Raw genomic sequence first — 23275 nt, 5'->3', positions numbered from 1 at the left:
TTTAGATATTTATGTACTCAAATCTAAATTTCGCATTATTATATCATGCCCTCTTGTAATTATCAATGTCTAATGATAAAATCTACTTGTAATTTAAAAAAGGAGATGAGCCTTATGCCTCTCGTTACCACTACTGAAATGTTCAAAAAGGCCTATGACGGCGGATATGCCATTGGTGCATTCAATGTCAACAACATGGAGATCGTTCAGGGCATCACTGAGGCGGCCAAGGAAGTCAATGCTCCCCTGATCCTTCAGGTTTCCAAGGGCGCCCGCGCCTATGCCAACCACACCTACCTGATCAAGCTGGTGGAGGCCGCTATTGAGGAGACCGGTCTGCCCATCTGCCTGCATCTGGACCACGGCGATTCCTTCGAGCTGTGTAAGTCCTGCATCGACGGCGGCTTTACCTCCGTCATGATCGACGCCAGCTCCAAGCCTTTTGCTGAAAACATTGAGATCACCCGCAAGGTCGTCGAGTATGCCCATGACCACGGCGTTGTCGTCGAGGCTGAGCTGGGCGCTCTGGCCGGCGTAGAGGATGAGGTCAACGTCTCCGCCGAGGACTCCCACTACACCCGTCCCGAGGAGGTCGAGGAATTCGTCTCCAAGACCGGCTGTGACTCTCTGGCCATCGCCATCGGCACCAGCCACGGCGCTTACAAGTTCACCGCCGCTCAGTGCACCCGCAACGAGAAGGGCGAGCTGGTTCCCCCTCCGCTGCGCTTCGACATCCTGGACGAGATCGTCAAGCGTCTGCCCGGCTTCCCCATCGTGCTCCACGGTTCTTCCTCCGTGCCCCAGGAGTTCGTGCGGATGATCAACGAGAACGGCGGCAAGATGCCCGATGCTGTCGGCATCCCCGAGGAGCAGCTCCGTCAGGCCGCCCGCGGCGCCGTTTGTAAGATCAACATCGACTCCGATCTGCGCCTGGCCATGACCGGTACCATCCGTCAGTTCTTCAACGAGCATCCTGAGAAGTTCGACCCCCGCGAGTACCTCAAGCCCGCCCGCGCCAACATCAAGGAGCTGGTCAAGCATAAGCTGATCAACGTCCTGGGCTGCGACGGAAAGGCGTAATCGATCCAAGTCTTGAAAAATGCGATGTGTTCCTTTCGAACACATCGCATTTTTTTGCTCTCCGCAGGCGCAATCCGGAGGAATCGGGCATACAATGCTTTGGAAAGGGGAGTGCTGTATGCTGACATTTCCATACGATCGCGTCCGTGCAGTGACTTATGCGCACCAGTGGGCCTATCGCCGGAACCCGCGCTACTACGACTACCAGGACATCGGAGGGGACTGCACCAATTTTGCCTCGCAATGCCTCTATGCCGGGTCCGGCGTCATGAATTTTACGCCCACGTTTGGGTGGTATTACCGCAATGCCAACGATAAAGCGCCTGCATGGAGCGGCGTGGAGTATTTTCGGAATTTTTTGGTGCGGGAAGAGGAGAATGAGGGCCCCTTCGGCAGAGAAGCCCCCATGGCGGACATCAAACCGGGCGATTTTGTCCAATTGGATCTCGGATATGGCCGCTTCAGTCACACTTCCATTGTGGTGGCCGTGGGAAGGCGTCCGAACCCGCAGAATATCCTGGTGGCCACCCATTCCATGGATTCCGATTACCGGCCGCTCCGCTCCTATTCTTACGAAAAAGTGCGCTTTATTCACATATTAGGGGTAAGATCCCTCATTTAGTCCCAAAATCAGGTCAAAACAGGGAGGAGGGCAGGGGGGGAGAGGCCCCCAAAAACTCATTCCTCTTCCGAAGAGGATTCCGCTTTTTTTCTCCGGATCTGGCCCAGGGGATTGGCCTTTGCGGCGGTCCTCAGATTTTCATTGTCCACGTGGGTATAGATCTGGGTGGTGTTCAGGTTGTCGTGCCCCAGGACTTCCTGCAAGGTACGCACATCCACGCCGTTTTGCAGCATCAGAGTGGCCGCAGTGTGCCGCAGCTTATGGCTGGAGTAGAGCGTGCTGTCCAGGCCGGCCTTTTTCAGACGCTGTTTGACCATATAGTGGACCGCGTCCTTGGTCATACGGGTATGCTTTCGGGTGATGAACAGGGCGTCCGGATCGGCCGAGGCACAGTGGCTGCGTTCCTCCAGCCAGTCATCCAGCGCCTGCCGGCAGGCGTCGTTCAGAAAGAGCACCCGTTCTTTGTTGCCCTTGCCAAGCACGCGGATCTGGTTGTCCCGCACATCGGTCAGGTTCAGGGCGACTAACTCGGAGATCCGCATGCCGCAGTTCAAAAAGAGGGTCAGGATGCAGTAATCCCGGGCCTGATTGGGCTCGTCCACGTGTTCCAGCAATTGGATACACTGCTGGAGGTCCAGATACCGGGGCAGCGTTTTTTTCAGCCGCGGGGCGTCCAGATCATTCATGGGATTTTCTTCGATCAATTTCGCCTTGCTGGTCAGATACTTATAAAAGGAGCGGATGGTGGCGACTTTCCGCGCACGGGTAGGCGCGCTCAGGCTGCGATCCCGGTCCAGGTAATCCATGAACGCATAGACGTCGGCCAGCGTGACGCTGCGCGCCAATGCGAGATCCACATCGGAAACCGAAATCTCATCCATGGGAGTCTGGGCCGGCACACATTTTTTTTGCAGCTTCATGAAGCGGAAAAAGGTGCGCAGGTCCAGATAATATTCATCGATTGTTTTTAAAGAGTGACCCTGAATGGTGCGATGATACGTCAAAAAATCACGGATTAATTTCGGAGCTTCGGTACGGTAGTCCAAGGTGCGTCGAATGGGGTTTCTGGGCCCAAATCGGGCCAAAACCGGAGAAGAGCCGGAAAACCCTCCACTCAACTCAACAAAATTTTTATTTTGTTGAGTTGTAAATAGGGGCCCATCGGCACTTCCCCAAACGCCATTCTGTCCTCCTTTCTCGGGTGTCATATCGTTGGTTTCGCGTTATACATCTATCTATGTGCAAAGTTCGTGTTGTACGTCTGTTTTTCTCTTACAGGATGGCAGCCAGCGCCTCCCGGATGTTTTTGACGCGGATCAGCTGCAAGCCATCCGGGATCGACAGCGTGCCGCTGCTGCGCGCCGGGATCAGGCACTTGGTAAAGCCCATCCGGCGCACTTCGCTCAATCGCTGGCCCAGTGCGCTGACCGAACGCAATTCGCCCGTCAGTCCGACCTCTCCAATGGCCGCCAGATCGTTTGGAATGGGCTTATCCCGAAAACTCGATGCCAGCGCCATGATCATGGCCAGATCTGCGGCGGGCTCCTCCAGACTCAGGCCGCCGATCACGTTGATATAGGCGTCGCAGGTGCTGACCATCAGCCCGCCCCGTTTTTCCAGCACGGCCAGCAGCAGCACAGCCCGGTTGAAATCAAAGCCGTTGGAGGTGCGGCGCGGCACGTTGAAGCTGGTGGGCGCCAGCAAAGCCTGCACCTCGGCCAGCACCGGACGCACACCCTCCATCACGCAGGTCACACAGGTGCCCGGCGTATCCTGTGGGCGCCCGTCCAGCAGCATCTCAGACGGATTGGGAACTTCTGACAATCCGTGGTCGGCCATCTCAAAGACCCCAATCTCATTGGTCGCGCCAAAGCGGTTTTTCGCGGCCCGCAGGATGCGGTAGGCCATCTGCTGCTCTCCTTCGAAATACAGCACGCAGTCCACCATGTGCTCCAGCACTTTCGGACCTGCGATGGAGCCCTCTTTGTTCACGTGTCCAATGACGAAAATGGTCACACCACTCCCCTTTGCCAGCTGCATCAGGGTCATGGTGCACTCCTTCACCTGCCCGACGCTTCCCGGTGCGGTGGAGAGATCTCCATTGTAGAGGGTCTGGATGGAGTCGATGATCAGAATATCCGGATTCAAGGAGTTTACCGCCTCCACTACCTCCTCCAGATTGGTCTCGGAGAGCAGATAAAGTCCGTCGCTGTGGATCTGAAGGCGCTCCGCCCGCAGCTTGATCTGGCGCTCCGACTCCTCCCCGGAGACATAGAGCACCTTGGAAAAGCGGCAGAGATGGTCACAGATCTGGAGCATGAGGGTGGATTTGCCGATGCCCGGCGCACCACCCACCAGGACCAGGGAGCCCTTGACCGCTCCCCCGCCCAGCACCCGGTCCAGCTCGCTCATCCCCGTCTCAAAGCGCAGCTCGTGGGTGGCCTCGATCTCCTTCATCTGCTTGGGCAGGCGGAGCGACGTGCGTCCGCTCTCCCGCATGGATACGCTCATGCTGCTGCCGGCGGCCTTTCGCTTGCTCTCGGCAGGCCGCTCGGTGATGGTGTTCCATGCGTGGCAGGCCGGGCACTGCCCCGCCCATTTGGGCAGCTCGTTTCCGCACTCTGTACAATAAAATTGGACCTTTGCTTTCATCTTGTATAAGCTCCTCACATTTGCGTCAGTTCCTGGAGCCAGGCTCCCGACAGCACCACGGCCAGCTGACACTGGTACACGCTGCTGCGGAGCTTTGCCTCCTCCTCCGGATTGGTCAGAAAGCCGCATTCCACCAAAATGGCCCGGCAGGAAATATGATTCATGAGATAGACATCTTTGGAAATGGGCTTGGCGGCCCGCTGGTTGGACGGATCCAGAGTCTCCCGCAGCAGCGTCTGCGTCCGCTCCGCAAAGGGCAGACTCAGACTCTCGTTAGCATAGAACACCTGCGCGCCATAGTAGGCCCCGTTGGGAAAGGAATTCTGGTGGATGCTCATGAGCGTGGCCTCCGGAAACTGCTCGATCTGCGCCACACGGTTGTGGAGATCAGAGCGTTTTTTCTCCCGCAGGCTCTGGGCCGAGCTGTCATGGAGCGAGCGGTCATCCCGGCGCAGCAGCAGCGGCGGCTGCCCGCAGAAGGCCAGAATATCCTCCATATTGCATGCGATGGCCAGATTGATCCCACTCTCCGGTGTGCCGGTGAGGGAGACCGCTCCCCCATCCTCCCCACCGTGTCCCGCGTCGATGATCAGAAGCTCCGATGGGTCCCCGGAGGCCGGCGCAAAAGCCGGAACCCGTTCCGAGTGATTCGGAAGCAATGCCACCGCCAAAAGCAAGAGCAGCGCGATCCCGGTCCACCGCTTTTTCCGTATGTAGTTCATCCAATCCATAGTCTCCCTCCCCTGCCGTCCCATCTTATGCAACCAGAAGGGCCACTATGTGAAGTAGATTATAACACATATGTTCCATGCAGGCAATTGTTCCCCGGAACGCGCTGTCCTCTTTGCCCAAAAAAGAGCGCCCGGCGCACAGATCTCTCTGTGTTCCGGGCGCTCTCCTTATTATATTATAAGGTAGAATTACGTAAATTGAGTTATTTTGCCAGGAACCGCTCCAGACGATCCAGGCCCTCCCGGATGTTGTCCATGGAGGTGGCATAGGACCACCGCACGAAGTTCTTGGCGCCAAATCCGGCGCCGGGCACCACCGCCACCAGGCCCTTTTTCAGGAAGGCGTCGGCGAATACGTCGTCATCGGTGATCTCCACGCCCTGGATGGTCTTACCGATCAGCTGCTCCAGGTTCATCATCACATAGAAGGCGCCCTCCGGGCACAGGCAGCTGACGCCGGGAATGCGGTTCATCCGCTCCACCAGATAGTTGCGCCGCTCCTCAAAGGCCTTGCGCATTTCCTCGATCTTCTCCTGGGGGCCGGACAGCGCCACCGCCGCCGCCTTCTGGGAGATGGCCACAGGAGAGCCCGTGGAGTGGCTGACGTAGTTTGCCATCACCTTGGCGATCCGGTCATTGGCACAGGCATAGCCGATTCTCCAGCCAGTCATGGCGTAGGACTTGGACACACCGTTGATGAGGATGGTCAGCTCCTTGGCCTCGGGGCTCAGGCTGGCGAAGCTGGTGAACTTCCGTCCGTCATAGAGCAGGCCATAGTAGATCTCATCGCTGATCACATACACGTCATTGGCAACGCAGACCTGGGCAATGTCCTCCAGCTCCTCCCTGCTGTACGCCATACCGGTGGGATTGGAGGGGTTATTCAGGATCAGGGCCTTGGTCTTGGGCGTGATGGCAGCGGCCAGCTTTTCCTTGCTCAGTTTGAAGTGCTCCGCCTCGGTGGCCGTCACCACCACGGGCACGCCGCCCACCATCCGAATGAGCTCGATGTAGCTGACCCAGTAAGGCGCGGGCAGGATGACCTCATCGCCGGGGTTGACCAGTGCGCGCAGCGCCAGATAGACCGCATGCTTGGCGCCGCTGGTCGCCACCACCTGGTTGGGCTTATACTGCACGCCGCAGTCGGCCGCGATGCGGTCACAGACCGCCTGGCGCAGCTCCACGGTACCGGCCGCAGGCGTATAGCGGGTCACATTCTGCTCAATGGCCTGAATGCCCGCCGCCTTGATCTCGTCCGGCGTATTAAAATCCGGCTCGCCCGCACCAAAGCCAATGACATCAATGCCGTCCGCCTTCATCTGCTTGAACAGCGAATCGATGGCCATGGTGGTGGAAGCCTGGACAGACTCTGCAATTCGGGATAGCTCTTTCAATGTGGATCTCCTCCAACTCCAAAATTCCGTTCTGTATGTTATTATATGTTCCTTCCCTCAAAAATGCAAGTACGATTTTCAAAACTTTCAAAATTTGATTTTTACGATCGCTCCCTGCGGATTACAGGGCAGAAAAGAAGGGCCTCTTGTTCCTTTTTCCAAAAGAACCGGAAGCCCTTCCCTGTTTCTGCATGTTTACTGTCATTTCTGCCCGGCCGATACGGAATTCCTTCACATACGCCGGTGCCGGAGCGCCTGATTTTTCTGGTAGATGAGAAAGAGTCCATCCAGGAGCAAATCTGCATTATAGACGATGGAATGCCTGCAATGCTTCAAAATATCCGGCACAGCGGTTCCCGTCGCGATGATGGAGGCAATGGACATGCCGCTGTCCGCCTCGATCCGATCGATCATGCCGTCGATCATGCTGGCATTTCCGTAGACCACGCCGGAGCGCATAGCGTTGACGGTATTGTGCCCCAGCAGACTCTCGGGCGCCTCGATGGAGATGTGGGGCAGCTCGGCCGCCGCCTGAGACAGGGCCTCCACCGCCACCCGAACGCCGGGCATGATGATGCAGCCCTCATAGCTGTTCCCCTGCAAAAGAGACATGGTGATGGCCGTTCCCATATCAATGACGATCAGGGGTGAGGGATAGCGCGCGATGGCGGCCACCGAGAAGGCGACAATGTCGCTTCCCAGCTGTGCATGGAGGTCGGACTTGATATTCAGTCCCGTCTTGACCCCCGGTCCCATAACCATAGGCTTCTTCCCTGCCACGAACTCCGCCGCGCCGCAGATGGCCGCCGTGACGGGCGGCACCACGCTGGAGATCATGATCCCGCTGGTGTCCGCCACACTCGCCCCGTGGAGCCGAAAGACGTCCAGAAGCTGGATGGCCCACTGGTCCTGAGTCGCGCTCTTATAGGTCGGCAGGACGGAACGAAATACCAGCGTCCCATCCTGCCGGAACAGCCCAATTGTGGTATTGGAATTGCCCACGTCGATCGTTAAAACCAAGCCTGTCACTTCCCTTTCGTATTCCATGTCGATTGTAACAGACTTTTGTTTTTCTGACAAGCATGGGCCTCTTTTGCAGACGGATTTTTCGCCCGTACTTTTTTATGCCCGCAGCTTCTGGCAGATCAGATCGCCCATCTGCTTGGTGCCGATGGGGGTGACACCAGACTCTGCGATGTCGGCGGTCCGCCAGCCGTCGGCCAGCACGCCGTCCACAGCGGCCTCGATGGCGCTGGCCTCCGCCTCCAGGTGGAAGGAGTAGCGCATCATCATGGCCACGGACAGGATGGTGGCGATGGGATTGGCCTTGTCCTGGCCCGCGATGTCCGGGGCAGAGCCATGGATGGGCTCATAGAGGCCGGGGGCGCTGTCTCCGATGGAGGCCGAGGGCAACAGCCCGATGGAGCCGGTCACCATGCTGGCCTCGTCGGAGAGGATGTCGCCGAACATATTCTCGGTCACCACCACGTCGAACTGCCCCGGCGCACGGACCAGCTGCATGGCGCAGTTGTCGACCAGGACGTCCTCATAGGCCACATCCGGATACTCCTCCGCCAGACGGTGCATCACAGAGCGCCACAGGCGGGAGGTCTCCAGCACATTGGCCTTGTCTACGCTGGAGACCTTCTTCCGGCGCAGGCGGGCCAGCTCAAAGGCACGGCGGCCGATGCGCTCGATCTCCATCTCGGAGTAGGCCATGCGGTCGGCGCACTCCATCCCCCGGTCCTCGGTCTGGTACTTCTCCCGCTGTCCGAAGTAGATGCCGCCGGTCAGCTCACGGACCATGAGCAGGTCGATTCCCTGCTCCGCCGTCTCCTTCTTCAGGGGGCAGGCGTCCGCCATAGCCGGACGCAGGGCCGCGGGACGCAGGTTGGCATACAGCCCCAGGTCCCGGCGAATGGCCAGCAGGGCAGTCTCCGGCCGCTCCTCCGCCGGGCGGTCCGAGCCCCACTTGGGTCCGCCCACCGCGCCCAGAAGGACTGCGTCGCAGGCCTTGCATTTCTCCGCCGTTCCGTCCGGGTAGCTCTTCCCCACCGCATCGGTGGCGCAGCCGCCCAGGAGGACGTCCGTATAGGTAAAGGTATGTCCGAACCGCTCGCCCACGGCATCCAGAACCTTGACAGCCTCGCCCACCACTTCGGGGCCGATGCCGTCTCCGCGGATCAGTGCGATCTTAAAGTCCATTGTTGTGTCCTCCCCTCTTATTTGGCCACTCCGCGCACCTTCAGGGAGCGGAGCAGGCCGCCGTTGTCAATGATCTCGCTGACAAAGGCCGGGAAGGGCGCGGCCTGGTACTCCTTCCCCGTGGTCTCGTCCACGATCTTTCCGGTGGCAAAGTCCACCTTGACCTGATCGCCGGCCTGGATCTCGGCCGCAGCCTCCGGGCACTCCATGATGGGGAACCCGATGTTGATGGAGTTGCGGTAGAAGATCCGCGCAAAAGAGGCCGCGATGACGCACTTCACGCCGCACGCCTTGATGGAGAGGGGCGCATGCTCCCGGGAAGAACCGCAGCCGAAGTTGGCCCCGCCCACGATGATGTCGCCCGGCTGCACGGTCTTGGCAAAGTCCGCGTCGATATCCTCCATACAGTGGGAGGCCAGGGCTTTGGGATCGGGATTGTTCAGATGGCGGGCCGGAATGATCACGTCGGTATCCACGTTGTCGCCATATTTAAAGACCTTCATGGTTGACTTCCTTTCTGTTCCAGTATCGGCGCTTACAGCGTCTGGGGATTTGCCACACAGCCCGCCACCGCGGAGGCCGCGGCCACCGCCGGGCTGGCCAGGATGATCTCCGAGCTCACCGGTCCCATGCGGCCCACGAAATTGCGGTTGGTGGTGGAAATGGCCCGCTCGCCGTCGGAGAGCACGCCCATGTGTCCGCCCAGGCAGGGACCGCAGGTGGGCGTGGAGACAGCGCATCCCGCCTCGATGAAGATCTGGATCAGGCCCTCGGCCATGGCGTCCAGCATGATCTGCTGGGTGGCTGGGAACACGATGCAGCGCACGCCGTCGTGGACCTTGCGTCCCTTCAGGACCTCAGCCGCCTTGCGCATGTCCTCCAGACGGCCGTTGGTGCAGGAGCCGATGACGACCTGCCGGATGGGGGTCCCGGCCACTTCGTCCACGCTGCGGGTGTTGGAGGGCAGGTGGGGCAGTGCCACCGTGGGCTGGAGGGTGTTGAGATCGATCTCGATCTCCCGCTCGTACACCGCGTCCGGGTCGGCCTCAAAGGCCTCCCACTCCCGGCTGACCCGGCCCTGGAGATAGGCTCGGGTGGTGTCGTCCACGGGGAAGATACCGTTCTTCGCACCGGCCTCAATGGCCATGTTGGAAATGGTGAAGCGGTCATCCATGGAGAGGGCGGCCACTCCGTCGCCGGTAAACTCCAGCGAGCGGTAGAGGGCGCCGTCCACCCCGATCATGCCGATCAGGTGCAGGATCAGGTCCTTACCCGACACATAGGGGCGGAAGGAGCCATGCAGGGTCACCTTGATGGCGGAGGGCACCTTGAACCAGGCAAGGCCCGTGGCCATTCCGGCCGCCATATCGGTAGAGCCCACGCCGGTGGAAAACGCGCCCAGTGCGCCGTAGGTACAGGTGTGAGAGTCGGCGCCGATCACCACCTCGCCGGGGGCGACCAGGCCCTTTTCCGGCAGAAGGGCGTGCTCCACGCCCATCTGGCCCACGTCATAGAAGTGGGTGATCTGGAAGCGCTGCGCAAAGGAGCGCGCCTGGGCGCACAGCTGCGCGGACTTGATGTCCTTGCAGGGGGTGGAGTGATCCAGAACAATTGCGATCTTATCCCGATCAAAGACCTGCGTCAGGCCGGCCTTTTCAAATTCCGTAATCGCCACAGGGGTCGTGATATCGTTTCCCAGGACCAGATCCAGCTTCCCCTCAATCAGCTGTCCGGCCTCCACTGCGGATACGCCGGCATGCTTTGCCAAGATTTTTTGGGTCATTGTCATTCCCATGATCCATTCCTCCTGTGTATGGTTTTGTGCTTTTTATTATGACAGGTTTCTTGCGGAAAGAATGTAAACTGTGATACAATTAAAACAATACAGTACATCGGAGGACTTCGCATATGGATGTATGGGCGCCTCTTGCCGAGGGCAAAAAGCCTCAGCTCTACGCTCCGGGGCAACTCATTTATTTACAGGGGACCGAAGCGTCCCAATTTTACTACATCATGGACGGGACCGTAAAATGCTTCCTGAGCGCAGAATCGGGAGAGGAGCGGATCCTGACCTTTCACTATGGCGGCGAGCTGATCGGAGAGGCCTCGTTCTTTGACCGTCAGTCCCGGGTCTCCTCGGCGGTGGCGGTCACCCCCTGCTCCCTGGTCGTCGTGGACCGAGCACACCTTCAGCAGGTCTTTGAAAAGCATCCGGACCTTGCCATCCCCATGCTGGAGTATCTGGCACGGACGGTCCGTCTCCTCTCTGTCCATGTGGACAGCACCTTTCTCCAGGCGGACCAGCGGATCGCACGGCATCTGCTCTCCCTCTCCGCCGCTTCCGACCGCGGGGAGATCCTCTGTACCCATGAGGAGATCGGCGCATCGGTAGGGGTCAGCCGAGTGACGGTCAGCCGGGTCCTGGGGGAATTTGTCCGCCTGGGCTGGATCAAAACTGGCTACCGCACCGTTCAGATCCTCCGCCGGCGGGCATTGGAACAACTGGTGGAGCGCGGCTCCCAGGAAGCGCACTGATAAGATAAGAAAGGCGTAAGAAAGACGCAGGTGATGGATGCTCTCCTCACCTGCGTCTTTTTCATCGGTTGATTCGGTTATCCGGTCACTCAGCTGGGAAAGACCTCAGCAAAGGTCCGCTTCTCCTCGATGGCCTGTATCATCTCGCCCATGCGGGACAGATCTCCCAGCAGGATCACGCCGCACAGCGCGCCGTTGGCAAAGTAATAGCGCTCCAGATGTCCCTGGGTGTCCTGGCGGATCTCCACGGTCTTATAGGAGATACCCGGTGTCTTGCCCGGGTCTCCCAGGGAAAAGAGCTCCGTCCCCATGCCATGGAAGGCCAGCACCGGCGTGATGGGCTGATAGGTCACCAGATCTCCGGTGGCACAAGCGCCTGCCACCTTGCCTTGGGCCTGGGCTTCCGGCCACAGGGCGTAGTTGACGCCCTGGAACTGCGCGCAGTCTCCGCAGGCATAGACGCCGGGCACATTGGTCTCCATGGACTCGTTGACCACGATGGCCCGGTCCACCGTGATCCCGGCCTCCTGCGCAATGGCGGTATTGGCCCGCACGCCGCAGGAGATGACCACCAGGTCCGCGGGGATGACTTCCCCGTTCTCCAGACGCACGCCGCTGACCGCTCCATCCCCTTCGATGGCCGCGATCTTGACACCGGTCTCCACGCGCACGCCCTGCCCGCCGCACTGCTTCAGCAGAAGCTCGGCGGCCTGGTCATCCAGCTGGCGGGCCATGATCTGGGGGGCCAGCTCCAGGACGGTTACCTCGCATTTTGCCTTGCGCAGCTCCCAGGCGGCCTCCAGGCCCAGCACGCCGCCGCCGATCACCACGGCCCGGCGGAGCTGGTTCCCCATGGCCTGGATCTTCTCCACGTCGGAGATGCGCCGGATGGCCACCACGCCCGCCTGCTCATGGCCGGGGATGGGCGGAATAAAGCTCTCGCTGCCCAGGGCAAAAATCAGCTTCGTGTAGGGCAGGCGGTAATCCCCGTCCAGGGTGACCTCCTTGCCCTTCGTGTCCACCGAGAGGACCTTGCGGTGCAGGATGGGCACGATCTGCTGGGCCTCATACCATCCGGCGGGATGGAGGGCGATTTGCTCCTCGCTCAGACCGGAGAGCATGGCCTTGGTCAGCATGGGTCTCTGGTAGGACGGTCCCTCGTCGGACAGGAGCAGGATGCGTCCGGTCTTGTCCCGCTCCCGGATGGCCTCCGCGGCGTTGACGCCCGCGCAGCCGTTGCCCAGGATCACATAGGTGTTCTGGGTGTCGTTGCGGAAGGTGACCTCGTCCAGCTCTACCTCCACAAACTTCTCCCGACCCACGCCGCACACCGGGCAGGTGTCCAGGGAGGCGTCAAAGATCTCGCCGCAGACCAGACATTTCACCAGCTTGCGGCCCCGCTTCTTCTCCTCCTTCTGCTTGGTCTCCCGGACCGGGACATAGTACTCCGGCCCCACGCCGCAGACCGGACACTTCTCCTTGTCTCCGTCGAAAACGGCCCCGCAGATCTTGCAGCGTACCTTTTCCGTCTTCTCCTGATCCGCGGCCTCTCCGGCCAGGGGCACAAAATGCTCTTTGCCCACCTTACAGACCGGGCAGACCTCCGTTCCCTCGTCAAAGACCGCGCCGCAGATGGCGCACTTTACCTTCCGCGCCGGTGCCCGCGGCACATCGTCCGCCTGCTTCAGCAGTGTCTCACCAAAGCGCACGCCAAATTCCCTGGCCTGCTCCAGCTCCGGCTCGCTGGGCTTGAAGCGGACCCGGAAGCCCTCCACCGTTTTCAGCTTCAGCTGCTTCAGGCGTTCCATGATGTGGGGCACGCCCTCGCCGCTCCAGCCGTAGCTTCCAAAGGCACTGGCCAGCTTTCCGCCATAGGTGGCCGCGAACATGCCGCTGGTCAGATCCCAGATGGGCCGCAGGGCCTCCCCCACAATGGTGGGCGTGCCAAAGAGGATTCCGTCCGCATAGAGGAGTTCCTCCCCCACCTGAGCGGGATCTGCCTTTACCATATCATAGAGACGCACATCCACCGCACCGCTTGCCTGGATACCCTCCGCAATGGCCTGGGCCAGCATGCCGGTATAGCCGTAGGCGCTCACATAGGGGATGATGACCGTCGGTCTGGGGTTGGGATTCCGGACGGCAGACCACTCCTCATAGGTCTGGAACATCCAGTCGATGTCCTGATCCAGAACCGGCCCGTGTCCCGGACAGATCATGTCCACCGCAAGGGGATTGACCCGCTGGAGCGCCTTGCGCATAAAGGATTTATAGGGTCCGATGATACAGTCAAAGTAGTACTTGGCGGCCCGGCGGTAGCCCTCCCGGTCGGTGACCGAGCTGAGGAGCACGCCGTCCATGGCATAGTGGGAGCCGAAGGAATCGCAGGTGACAAGGACCCGATCCTGGGGGATATAGGTATACATGGTATCCGGCCAGTGGAGGTTAGGCACCACGATAAATTCCAGCGTCTTGTCATCCACCGTCAGCGACTGCCCGTCTTTGATGGGAATGGAATAAAAATCACGGTTTACGATCTCCCGGAGAAATTGCAGCGCACAGCCTGTCCCCACGATCTTCAGACGGGGATTGAGCTCCAGCAGCCGTTCGATACTTCCGCTGTGGTCGGGCTCCGTATGGCTGACCACCAGATAGTCCACCTCTTCAATGGGAGTGATCTCCCCCACCTTCTTGAGCCAGCTCTCCAGACACTTGGCCTTTGCGGTCTCAAAGAGGACCGTGTGGTGCTGGGTCTTCAGGACATAGGAATTATAGGTCGTTCCGTACTCCGTGTACATAATGATGTCAAATACCCGGAGGTCATGGTCGATCGCGCCTGTAAAATACAGTCCCGGCTTTAACTCGAATGCTTCCATTTGAGGCACCCCTTTTCCACCATATTTTGCGTGGGTCATGTTCATTGTACTATATATACCAAAAAGTGCAAGCTATTTCCCCTCTGCTCCTGCCATTTGTATGGTCTTAGTATGGTCCACTCCCCACAAAAACACACACAGCGGCCCGAAAAACAGGCCGCTGTGTGCTATCTTTATGGCTTGCAGATCCCGCAGGGCTGGTATCCCTGCTCCAACAGGGCGTCCCGCTCGCCCGTATAGTCCTGCCGGTTTGCTTCGCTCATACTCTGAACGCCGGAGCAGTCCGGCTTGTGGAACTTCTTGGAAGAGGTGTTGAGTACATACCGCTCCTCCCCGGAAGCCGTGTTCTCGGTGGGACTCGGCTCTTCCGCCGTCTCTGCCAGCCAGCTCTCCCCGGTGGCATAGTCGATCTCGATCCCGGGCTGACAGTTATAGACATAGACGTTATAGCAGACCTCGTCATCTTCCACCGACTGGGCCTCCATCTGTACGCCGCTGGCCACCAGATTGTCCCCCTCATAGATGGGGGTGACCCGGTAGAGCACGTGGTGCTCGGTCTCCTTCACATAGTCGGCCACCAGATTTTCAAAGGGGAGCATCCCCTCTACATTCAGATACCGGGTCCCGGTGATGAGGTTCTGCTCATTTGCGTTTTCGCCCGTGAGCTGGAACCCGATCAGATGGCACCGGTTATAGAGGTACTTTCCGTCCACGATATCGTATTTGACGGTCTGCCACCCGGTTGGCTTGACCTGTCCGATGTTCCCCCGCTCTTCGGTGGGCATCAGATCCACCCATATATTGGCATAGGCGGTGGTACAGCGGCCCAGCTCGTCCAGGGGCCCGTAGGACTCAAAGGAATTGGTGGTAAAGTCCTCCTCTGGAAAATCGGGCTGGTTCTCATTCAAGACCACATAGGGCTCGCCGGAAAACGGCGGGACTTCGCTCAGGTGGAAGGACCCGGCCGACGTGGCAGCCGGACCGCCCGTCTCACACCCGCTCAGAAGCAGGCTGCCGGTCAGAAGGATTGGAAGGAACAGCGTGTGGATCAGTTTCATCTTGTATAGACCTCTTTCGTAATCCGTTCATGGGAGTGGCCGGGAAATTCCGTACAGCCGATCTGCCGCCAGCCCTCGGCCGCCGGGTCCAGATCGAGCCTGGCATCGGAGGGATAGTGCCGGTTCCAGCGGTACAGGATCAGATGCTCGATGTTTTTCTCATAGGGCCGGAGGGACGCACAGGTCTCCACAAAGCAGTACTCGCCCGCTCCTGCCTGCTCCAGAAAATCCTCCGCCGTCCGGATGGCATTTCCCTCCGCGTCCGAAAACAGGGCCTGAGAATAGCGGTTCATCCATAGAACCTCTCCCCGGCACATCTGGAGGATATCGCTCTGGACCGCCCGGTCCCGGCTCTGACGGCGCTGGTGGAAGAGCATCCCACCGCGGTCATCCAGGCAAACGATCACATGCATCGCGTTTCCGCCTCCCATCCAAAGGGTTTGTGCCGATTATAACACCCTTTGTCCACCCCAGGCAAGTGCTTTTCACGCCAGCAAAAAGGCATTCTTCCTGTCGGCCCGGGCCGCGACAGGAAGAATGCCCAATCACATTCAGAGAATAATACAGATCAGTCCGCCGGACCCCTCGTTGATGATCCGCTGGAGGGTCTCCCGCAGCTTTCCACGGGCATCCTCCGGCATCCGCTTGAGCTTGGTATTGAGGTCCTCGCTCACCAGCTCGTGGAAGGATTTTCCGAAGATATTGGACTGCCAGATGGCCTTGGTGTCCCCCTCAAACTCCTGGAGGAGATAATTGATCATCTCCTCGCTCTGCTTTTCATTGCCGACAATGGGAGAGACCTCGGTCTCGATGTCCGCCCGGATCATATGGATGGAGGGCGCGGAAGCCTTCAGGCGGACCCCATACCGCCCGCCCTGCTTCACGATCTCGGGCTCCTCCAGCACCAACTCATCCGTGCTGGGGATCACAATACCATAGCCGGTCTGCTTCACGTCCTCCAGGGCGGAGGACACCTTATCGTACTCACATTTGACATGGGACAGCTCGGTCAGCAGGCCCAAAAGATCGCCGTCGTCGTGAATGGCAAAGCCGGACTGCTCGGAGATGGTCCCGTAGAACAGGCTCCGGGGCAGATCCAGGGTGGCGGCCGCCACGCCGGTCCCCAGGCTGATGGCGGAGATCTGCGCGCTGCTGACGTTTTCGCAGGAGGCGATGGAGTGGACCGCCTGTTCCACATCCCGGATACGACGCATCCCACTGGCACCCTCCCGGATGGCCGCATAGAGACTGCTCTTGATGGGATGGGTATAGTCCAGTGCGTCCACCCAGTGGGGCAGGAACAGGTCCAGCTCCTTCACCGGGAACTCGTAGAGTACGCCTTTGATGATATCGCGGACATCCGCCTCATCCAGCTCCAGGCAGTTTGCCACCACACAGGTCACATCGTACCGGGAGGAGAGATCCGCGCGGATGGCCTGTGCCCGCTCGGAATTCGGGTAGGCCGAGTTGAGCACCACCAGGAAAGGCTTCCCCAGCTCCTTCAGCTCCGAGATGACCCGCTCCTCGGCCTCCAGATAGTCCTCCCGGGGGATGTCCGTGATGCTGCCGTCTGTGGTGATCACGATCCCGATGGTGGAGTGCTCCGCGATCACCTTGCGGGTCCCGATCTCCGCGGCCTCGGTCATGGGGATCTCATAGTCGAACCAGGGGGTCGTCACCATGCGGGGGCTGTCGTCCTCCATCTGTCCCACCGCGCCCGGCACCAGATAGCCCACGCAGTCGATCAGCCGGACGGAAAAAGCCGCCCCATTCTCCATGGTGACTTCCACCGCTTCCTCGGGTACGAATTTCGGCTCGGCGGTCATGATGGTCCGTCCGGAGCCGCTCTGGGGCAGCTCATCTCTGGCCCGCTCCCGCCGGTAGACGTTCTCAATGTTGGGGATGACCATGGTCTCCATAAACCGCTTGATAAAGGTGGACTTTCCGGTCCGCACCGGTCCCACCACACCGATGTAAATATCACCCTCGGTACGCAGAGCAATATCCTCATAGATCTTGCGCTCTTCCAATTGCAATTCCTCCTTCGGCCGGATACGAGGGCTCCCCCGCATCTTGTGTGCCGGTCGTTTTCCCTATATAGCTATGGGGATAAGCTCTGACTTATACCTCACCGGGCAGAAAATCAGACGCCCGCCCCGGGTACACCGCCGCCGCAGCCCACCGCCTGTGCCGCTGCGGCGGCGGTATCCATCAGGCACGTTTCCGGGGAATCAGAAGAAGCTGCCCGCCGGGTGCCTGCTCTTCCTCCAATGCATTGGCCCGGCAGATCTCGGCCATGGTGGTCCCATAGCACTTTGCAATGTCCCACAGCCGCTCTCCCCGTCCGACCATCCGCAGCACGATGGAGGGCTGGTGGTCCCGGTCTCTGGGCGAGTCCGGATCCAGCCTGGCTGCGGAGATCCCGGTGATGGGCTCGCTGCGCAGGGCCATATAGCGAAATTCCACGGCAAAGCGCACCTCGATCCCGCCTGCGGTGGGCGTGGCAAAGACGGGCTCGGGACAGCGGCACACGCAGGTACAGCTGCACCCCTCCGGCAGTTCCAGGCTGCACGGCACCGAGAAGACGCGGGATACACTGCCCGACTCTCCGCCCTCGGTGCGGTAAAGGATGGTCGCGCGCACCTCTGCCTCCAGAACCAGCCGCTCTCCCTCCCGGTTCTGTGCCATCCGCCCCACCGAGAGATAGGCGTCCAGAATGTTGTCGATGGACTCTCCGCACTCCACCACCTCCCGCAGAGCGGGCGTTTTGACGCTGCGGTCGATGAGATGCTCCATGGAATGGGTGCAGCGCTCCGCCTCCAGCAGATAGGAGGTGCTGTATAGATCGCACAGGACCGCCACGCTGCGCTCGGCCCGCAGGACGGCCTGGGCCAGCAATTCCAGCGCAACATGGATGATTCTTCCGTCTTCCCCCGACTCCAGACTACACTGGACCTCGGTGGCCATAATCTCCAGGGTACAGTCGGCCTCTTCTCCGCCGCCCGAGACCTCCATGATCTGCGAGAACGGAAGCTCAAAGAGACTGTCGCAGATCTGATGGTCCACACTGCGATAGAGGATCTGAAGATTCACATTTCCCTTAAAGATCAGTTTATTCCCGATCACCTTGGACTCGGTGCATACCACCGTCACACGCTGCTTGAGCAGCTCTGCGGCCTGGGGCTTACTGCCCGGCAGGGTCACCTCATCGGAAAATTGGAAGGGCTTTTCCTGTACGCACACCACGCCGTAGGTGTGGCAGGTCTCACAGAGCTGCTCCACCCCGGTCTTGCTCTCGGCGTGTACGCTGGAGCACACCGCCTCTTCCAGCGGAGCGTACCCCTGCAGCTCCACGGCGATCCCCACCCGGACCAGTACCTTGCGCGGATTGAGTGCACGGGTCTCCGCCCCCTCGATCCGGCCCAGAGAGACGAGACTGCACCGGTGGTTCAGCCTAGCCCCGTCCACGCCCCCGCTGAACGGGATGGAGACGTCCAGCCGGCGGATCCCCTCTTCTCCGTCCGGCAGGTACAGCACACATGCCCGGATGGTACCGGAGACGGCCGCATGCCCCTCCGATGCCTCCCGGCTTTTCAGTTCCACCCAGCCCTCGGTATCCAGGATACGCAGAATATCCGGGCAGGCGTCCGGTACGATCATCTCCATGGTCTCTTCCTGAAACAGCGTGGTGTTCAAAACTGTCTCATAGCCGCTCAGCTCAGTCCGCTCTAATTCCAGTTCCATAGTGTTCCACTCCCTTTGGCAAAGGCACGTTCGCCTTCGTGTTTGAAACACTATATGAAAAGAGCGGCCGGAATATTCCGGCCGCTCCAGGCTGTCGATAAAGTGTGTTTCTGCGCTTTATGCCGCAAGGGCCTCGCAGAGTTCCGCCGTCCGCAGGCGGCGGAAGCGGATCGAATCGTGTTTTCCGGCGGCGTGTACGTCGGAAAACACTCTTCTCAGGCCGCAAGTGTACGAGCGAAAGCGAGTGCGCGCGGCGGCCTGCATCCTCTCGAAAAAATGCCTGCATTTTTGAGAAGCGTGTCGAAGTTTTTCGACACGCTGAGAGCGGCCGGAATATTCCGGCCGCTCTCCAGGGCAGAGGGATGTAACAGCAGCATTTCGGTCTTTACCGCAGACCGAACAGCGTACGGAGGATCCCCCGAAACGCTTTGGGAGACCGCACAACGACAATTTTCAAGACGGAGCACTCCTTTCGGTTTTTTCCAGCCAAGCGCGTCCCCGGTATCCCAGTGCCGCGCCGATCCCCAAGGTCACAAGACTGGCCGGATAGAGCAGCAGCGCAAGCGTGACCGCCGTACCGGCCGCCCACCCTACCGTCTGTTTGTTCAGCCATTGCGGCAAAATGACCGCCCCCTTCGCAACTGGCTTCTATCCCCAGTATACGCAGAGAGCGGTCATCTGTGCCTGTTTTTCTCACCGGTCTGCCCGGTACAGTATGCTATGCGTCCCGCTCACTCTGGATGAGAAGGGCGCGCCCATCCCCCACAGTAACGGAAACTACCGGCCCTGCGGGCTGGTTGCTCACGGTAAGGGTATCCCCCCGCAGGATGGCTGCATCCGTTAGGGGATACTTCACTCCGTCGATGGAGACCCCTTCCACGGTGCGGTCCAGCGGAAGCAGGGACAGGTAGCGGTAGCGGGGCCCCTCCTCCGGATGGAGCGTGACGGTCTCATGCTCCAGCAGGCGCACCTCATTGTCCTCGTCGATCAGGATGCCCTGCCCGCCTCGGGCCTTCAGCCACTCCAGCAGGACCAGATTGAATGCCGTGTGGTCCAGGCGGCGCCCCCCCAGACAGCCGCACAGGAGAAACTCCGTGCAGCCGGCGGCCAGGGCGTGGTGCAGCGCCGCCTGAAGATCGGTCATATCCTTTTCGACAGGAAGGGTGACGCTGGGCACGTCGGCACGGGGCGCTCCGCCGGAGTCCCAGTCCCCCACCACAAAGTCCGGTTTGCAGCCGGCGGCCAGGGCGTTATTCAGTCCGCCGTCGGCGCAGTAGACCTGCTGGTCCTCCCGGCGGTATGCCTCCAGAAAGGACCAGTCCCGGCACGGGACCGAGCCAAATACCAGGGCACGCTTTACTTTCGCTTCCACTCCGGCACCTCCTTGGCCTGCTCATACAGGCGCACATAGCTGGCGTGCCGGCTGGGCGCGATCTTTCCCTCTTTGACCGCCTGCCGGACCGCGCACCCCTTTTCTTTCACGTGGGCGCACCCCTGGAAGCGGCACTGGTCCAGATAGGGCCGGAACTCCCGGAAGGTCCCGGGAAGGTCCTCCGGCCGCCAAAGCTCGTGCAGCTCGGTGTCAAAGGATGAGAAGCCGGGGGTGTCTGCCACCACCGCCCCGTTGGAGAGCCGGAAGAGCTCCACATGGCGGGTGGTGTGGCGTCCGCGGCCCAGCTTTTCGCTGACCGCACCGGTCTCCAGACCGAAGTCCGGCTCCAGCGCATTGAGGATGCTGGACTTGCCCACTCCGGAGTTTCCGGTGAAGGCGCAGGACTTGTCGGCAATGACCTCCCGCAGGCGGTCGATCCCCTCCCCGGTCTCGGCACTGACACGGAGGGTGGTGAAGCCCGCCGCCAGATAGGTCTGGTAGAGGGTCTCCGCCGCATCCAGATCGCATTTGTTGATACAGATCACCGGCTCGCAGTTCCGGCTCTCCGCAATGGAGACCACCCGATCGATCAAAAAGGGATCGGTGACCGGGATGGCGCCGGAGGCGATGACCACCAGCATCTCGATGTTGGCCACCGCCGGGCGGGAAAACTGGTTTCTGCGGGGCAGGATCTCATCCAGGGCGCCGGTCCCATCCCCCAGGTCGGTAAAGACTACCCGGTCCCCCACCAGAGGGGTCTGCTTCTGGTGGCGGAATTTTCCCCGGGCCCGGCAGGTGACCACCGCCGTACCGGTGTCAACGTAATAGAAGCCGCTCAGGGCTTTCAAAATCGTTCCTTCTGCCATACTCAAAAATCAATGATCTCGCTGCTGGAGATCTGTCCGTCGATGTACACCACCACTTCCTGAGAGCCGGTTCCCGTGACAGGCACCTGAATGCTCCCCTGACTGGTGGCAACCTCCTCTCCAAAGGCTTCGCTGTCGCCCACCATGACCCGGACCATGACATACTCACGGCCGTCCTGGGGGAGAGAAATGGTGATGGTGTGGGAGGAGGGCTGCGTCTCTCCGCCCGGGTCATCGGATACCTCCGGCGGCGTGGGCGTGTCGGTAGGCTTGGGCTCCGGTCCCTTGCTCACCGTGAGGGTGAGGGTCGCACCCTCCTGCACTTCCACATTGGGGTTGATGGACTGGTCGATGACGATTCCGGCCTCTGCCACATCATCATATTTCTCAGAGACCTTCACCACCAGGTTATAATCCTTCAGCATCTCCTGGGCCTTGTTCAGGGTCTGCCCGATGAGAGACGGGATGGTGATCATCTTGCTCGGCTTGCCCTCGCTGACATAGAGCGTGATGGTCTGTCCCTCACGCAGCTCACTCTCGGCCTCCGGGTCGGTACGGATGACATAGCCGGACTCCACCTCTTCCGAGGGCTCCGTCTCGACCTCCACAGTCAAGTTCAGGTCGGGGAACTGGTTCTTCAGCTTCTGCTGGGCCAGTGCCTGCTCCTGATTGACCAGATCCAGCATTTTCGGGACCTCACTGCCGGCACTGAGCTGGACCTTGATGACCCGATTTTCCGTAGTGTCCCGCAGGGTGGTGTTGGCGCCGGGCGACTGGTGTGCAATCGTCCCCTCCGGATAGGAGCTCTCTATGGCCTCTCCGTCTTCCTCAATAGTAAAGCCACCTTCCTTTACAGCATCCAGTTCTTGTGCCTCTTCCAGGGTATAGCCCATTACATCGGGAATGGTGATGTCCTGGGTCTCTGGAAAGGCATTTCCGAAGATGCTGACCAGAAAAATACCGATACCCACCAGGAAGATCAGGATGGCGCCGACCGCGGCAATAATGGGCCACTTGCTGGCCGGCTCCTCCTCTTCCTCGTAATAGTCCTCGCTGCGGCGGCTGGACGGACGATTGGACGGACGGCTGCCCGCGGTGTCCCCGCTGTGGCGTACCCCGGACTCCGGCCCTCTGTGGCGCGGAATGCGCTGTGTGGCATCCTCCGCCTCGCCCGGATGGGGCAGGCGGCGTCCGCCGGTCATGGCGCTGGGCGTATTGGCTCCGATGATCTGGGTTGGCTCATCCGCTTCGTCGGTCAGCCGGACGTCCTCCGGGCGGAACTCAAAGTTGATGTTGGGATTCTTCCGGAACTCCTCCAGGTCGGCCAGCATGGCGTCGGCCGAAATGTAGCGCTGGTTGACATCCGAGGCCATGGCCTTCAGGGTGATGGCCTCCAGCGCCTCCGGAATCCCGGGCTCCAGCTCACGGGGCGAGAGCGGAATGGAGTTGATGTGCTGAATGGCCACCGCCACCGGGGAATCCCCCTCGTAGGGCAGCCTTCCGGTCAGCATCTCGTAGAGCACCACGCCCGCGGAGTAGATATCGGAGCGGGCGTCGATGTGGCTTCCTCTGGCCTGCTCCGGAGAGATGTAGTGTACCGACCCCAGCGCCTCCTGCGTCATGGTGTTCTGGCTGGCCGAGGTCAGTCGGGCGATGCCGAAGTCGGCCACCTTAATACTGCCGTCCCGCAGCACCATGATGTTGTGGGGCTTGATGTCCCGGTGGATGATGCCGCGGCTGTGGGCGTGGGAGAGGGCCTTCATGATCTGGATGATAAAGTGGAGGGACTCCTTCCAGCTCAGCTTTCCGCCCTTTTTCTGCATATACTGCTTGAGGGTAATGCCCTCCAGCAGCTCCATGACGATATAGTCCACGTCGCCGGATTTGCTCACGTCGTACACCGCCATGATATTGGGGTGGGAGAGCATGGCCACGGCCTGGGACTCATCGTGGAAGCGGCGGCGAAACTCTGCGTCCTGGGCCAGCTCTTCCTTGAGGATCTTAATGGCCACCAGACGGTTGAGCCGGTGACAGCGGGCCTTATAGACCACCGCCATGCCTCCGGTCCCGATCCGCTCCAAAATCTCATATCGGTTGTCGAGTAACTTCCCTATGTATTGATCCATAGTCATTACCCTCC

At 60.1% G+C, this 23275-nt stretch carries 20 protein-coding genes; 3 read left to right on the top strand and 17 right to left on the bottom strand.

Annotated elements, in window-relative coordinates; translation table 11 throughout:
* The first annotated feature begins 114 nt into the window (after positions 1-114).
* Together fba and I2C21_RS04410 are read left to right on the top strand one after the other, a co-directional pair.
* Positions 115-1080, top strand: a complete 966-nt coding sequence (fba, locus tag I2C21_RS04415) for a class II fructose-1,6-bisphosphate aldolase (RefSeq protein ID WP_186963831.1) — start codon at positions 115-117, stop codon at positions 1078-1080.
* Between the two features lie 118 nt (positions 1081-1198).
* Positions 1199-1702 (top strand): amidase domain-containing protein, encoded by a 504-nt coding sequence (locus I2C21_RS04410; protein WP_186963830.1) that lies wholly within the window; start codon positions 1199-1201, stop codon positions 1700-1702.
* Between the two features lie 56 nt (positions 1703-1758).
* Here the strand turns inward: I2C21_RS04410 and I2C21_RS04405 are convergent, their stop codons facing one another.
* The 8 genes from I2C21_RS04405 to leuC form a co-directional block, all read right to left on the bottom strand.
* Positions 1759-2706, bottom strand: a complete 948-nt coding sequence (locus tag I2C21_RS04405; protein ID WP_235964213.1) for a tyrosine recombinase XerC — start codon at positions 2704-2706, stop codon at positions 1759-1761.
* A gap of 268 nt (positions 2707-2974) precedes the next feature.
* Positions 2975-4354: a DNA repair protein RadA gene (gene radA, locus I2C21_RS04400; protein ID WP_193536763.1), complete on the bottom strand. Its 1380-nt coding sequence runs from the start codon at positions 4352-4354 to the stop codon at positions 2975-2977.
* Positions 4355-4368: 14 nt separating this feature from the next.
* Positions 4369-5085: an N-acetylmuramoyl-L-alanine amidase gene (locus I2C21_RS04395; RefSeq protein WP_286167205.1), complete on the bottom strand. Its 717-nt coding sequence runs from the start codon at positions 5083-5085 to the stop codon at positions 4369-4371.
* Positions 5086-5288: 203 nt separating this feature from the next.
* Positions 5289-6479 (bottom strand): pyridoxal phosphate-dependent aminotransferase, encoded by a 1191-nt coding sequence (locus tag I2C21_RS04390; protein ID WP_286167204.1) that lies wholly within the window; start codon positions 6477-6479, stop codon positions 5289-5291.
* Between the two features lie 231 nt (positions 6480-6710).
* Positions 6711-7526 carry a type III pantothenate kinase gene (locus tag I2C21_RS04385; RefSeq protein WP_286167203.1) on the bottom strand — a complete coding sequence of 272 codons (816 nt, stop codon included), beginning with the start codon at positions 7524-7526 and terminating at the stop codon, positions 6711-6713.
* 75 nt (positions 7527-7601) lie between these two features.
* A complete protein-coding gene (leuB, locus tag I2C21_RS04380) occupies positions 7602-8684 on the bottom strand; it encodes a 3-isopropylmalate dehydrogenase (protein ID WP_195278610.1) in 1083 nt (360 codons plus the stop codon).
* 17 nt (positions 8685-8701) lie between these two features.
* Positions 8702-9187, bottom strand: coding sequence for a 3-isopropylmalate dehydratase small subunit (locus I2C21_RS04375; RefSeq protein ID WP_186963826.1), 486 nt, complete (start codon positions 9185-9187; stop codon positions 8702-8704).
* Between the two features lie 32 nt (positions 9188-9219).
* Complete coding sequence (gene leuC, locus I2C21_RS04370) at positions 9220-10479, bottom strand: 3-isopropylmalate dehydratase large subunit (protein WP_195278609.1); 1260 nt, start codon at positions 10477-10479, stop codon at positions 9220-9222.
* Positions 10480-10592: 113 nt separating this feature from the next.
* On the opposite strand from leuC, the gene I2C21_RS04365 reads away from it, so the two are divergent.
* Positions 10593-11219 (top strand): Crp/Fnr family transcriptional regulator, encoded by a 627-nt coding sequence (locus I2C21_RS04365; RefSeq protein ID WP_195278608.1) that lies wholly within the window; start codon positions 10593-10595, stop codon positions 11217-11219.
* Positions 11220-11308: 89 nt separating this feature from the next.
* On the opposite strand, the gene I2C21_RS04360 is transcribed toward I2C21_RS04365, so the two are convergent.
* From I2C21_RS04360 to pknB, 9 genes are all read right to left on the bottom strand, one after another.
* Positions 11309-14095, bottom strand: a complete 2787-nt coding sequence (locus I2C21_RS04360; RefSeq protein ID WP_195278607.1) for an FAD-dependent oxidoreductase — start codon at positions 14093-14095, stop codon at positions 11309-11311.
* A 173-nt stretch (positions 14096-14268) separates the two neighbouring features.
* Positions 14269-15153 (bottom strand): DNA/RNA non-specific endonuclease, encoded by an 885-nt coding sequence (locus I2C21_RS04355; protein WP_195278606.1) that lies wholly within the window; start codon positions 15151-15153, stop codon positions 14269-14271.
* Positions 15150-15566 carry a hypothetical protein gene (locus I2C21_RS04350; protein ID WP_101693107.1) on the bottom strand — a complete coding sequence of 139 codons (417 nt, stop codon included), beginning with the start codon at positions 15564-15566 and terminating at the stop codon, positions 15150-15152. The genes I2C21_RS04355 and I2C21_RS04350 overlap by 4 nt, the downstream gene beginning before the upstream one ends.
* A 138-nt stretch (positions 15567-15704) precedes the next feature.
* Positions 15705-17183: a stage IV sporulation protein A gene (gene spoIVA, locus I2C21_RS04345; RefSeq protein WP_353654776.1), complete on the bottom strand. Its 1479-nt coding sequence runs from the start codon at positions 17181-17183 to the stop codon at positions 15705-15707.
* A 181-nt stretch (positions 17184-17364) separates the two neighbouring features.
* Complete coding sequence (locus tag I2C21_RS04340; protein ID WP_193536767.1) at positions 17365-18897, bottom strand: DUF3794 and LysM peptidoglycan-binding domain-containing protein; 1533 nt, start codon at positions 18895-18897, stop codon at positions 17365-17367.
* A 453-nt stretch (positions 18898-19350) separates the two neighbouring features.
* The gene (locus I2C21_RS04335) at positions 19351-19518 is read right to left on the bottom strand and encodes a hypothetical protein (RefSeq protein ID WP_180956850.1); all 168 of its coding nucleotides are present in this window, start codon (positions 19516-19518) and stop codon (positions 19351-19353) included.
* Positions 19519-19615: 97 nt separating this feature from the next.
* On the bottom strand, positions 19616-20269 hold the full coding sequence (locus I2C21_RS04330; protein ID WP_195278604.1) for a thiamine diphosphokinase: 654 nt from the start codon (positions 20267-20269) through the stop codon (positions 19616-19618).
* Positions 20254-21135 carry a ribosome small subunit-dependent GTPase A gene (gene rsgA / locus I2C21_RS04325; RefSeq protein ID WP_195278603.1) on the bottom strand — a complete coding sequence of 294 codons (882 nt, stop codon included), beginning with the start codon at positions 21133-21135 and terminating at the stop codon, positions 20254-20256. The genes I2C21_RS04330 and rsgA overlap by 16 nt, the downstream gene beginning before the upstream one ends.
* A gap of 2 nt (positions 21136-21137) precedes the next feature.
* Complete coding sequence (pknB, locus tag I2C21_RS04320) at positions 21138-23261, bottom strand: Stk1 family PASTA domain-containing Ser/Thr kinase (RefSeq protein WP_195278602.1); 2124 nt, start codon at positions 23259-23261, stop codon at positions 21138-21140.
* Positions 23262-23275: the final 14 nt, after the last annotated feature.

Source organism: Clostridium sp. J1101437_171009_A5 (assembly GCF_015547905.1).
In the GTDB taxonomy this organism is placed as follows: Bacteria; Bacillota; Clostridia; order Oscillospirales; family Oscillospiraceae; genus Pseudoflavonifractor_A; species Pseudoflavonifractor_A gallinarum.
Note: the sequence above shows the minus strand (reverse complement) of the source record. Positions and strands in the feature narration are given on the sequence as shown.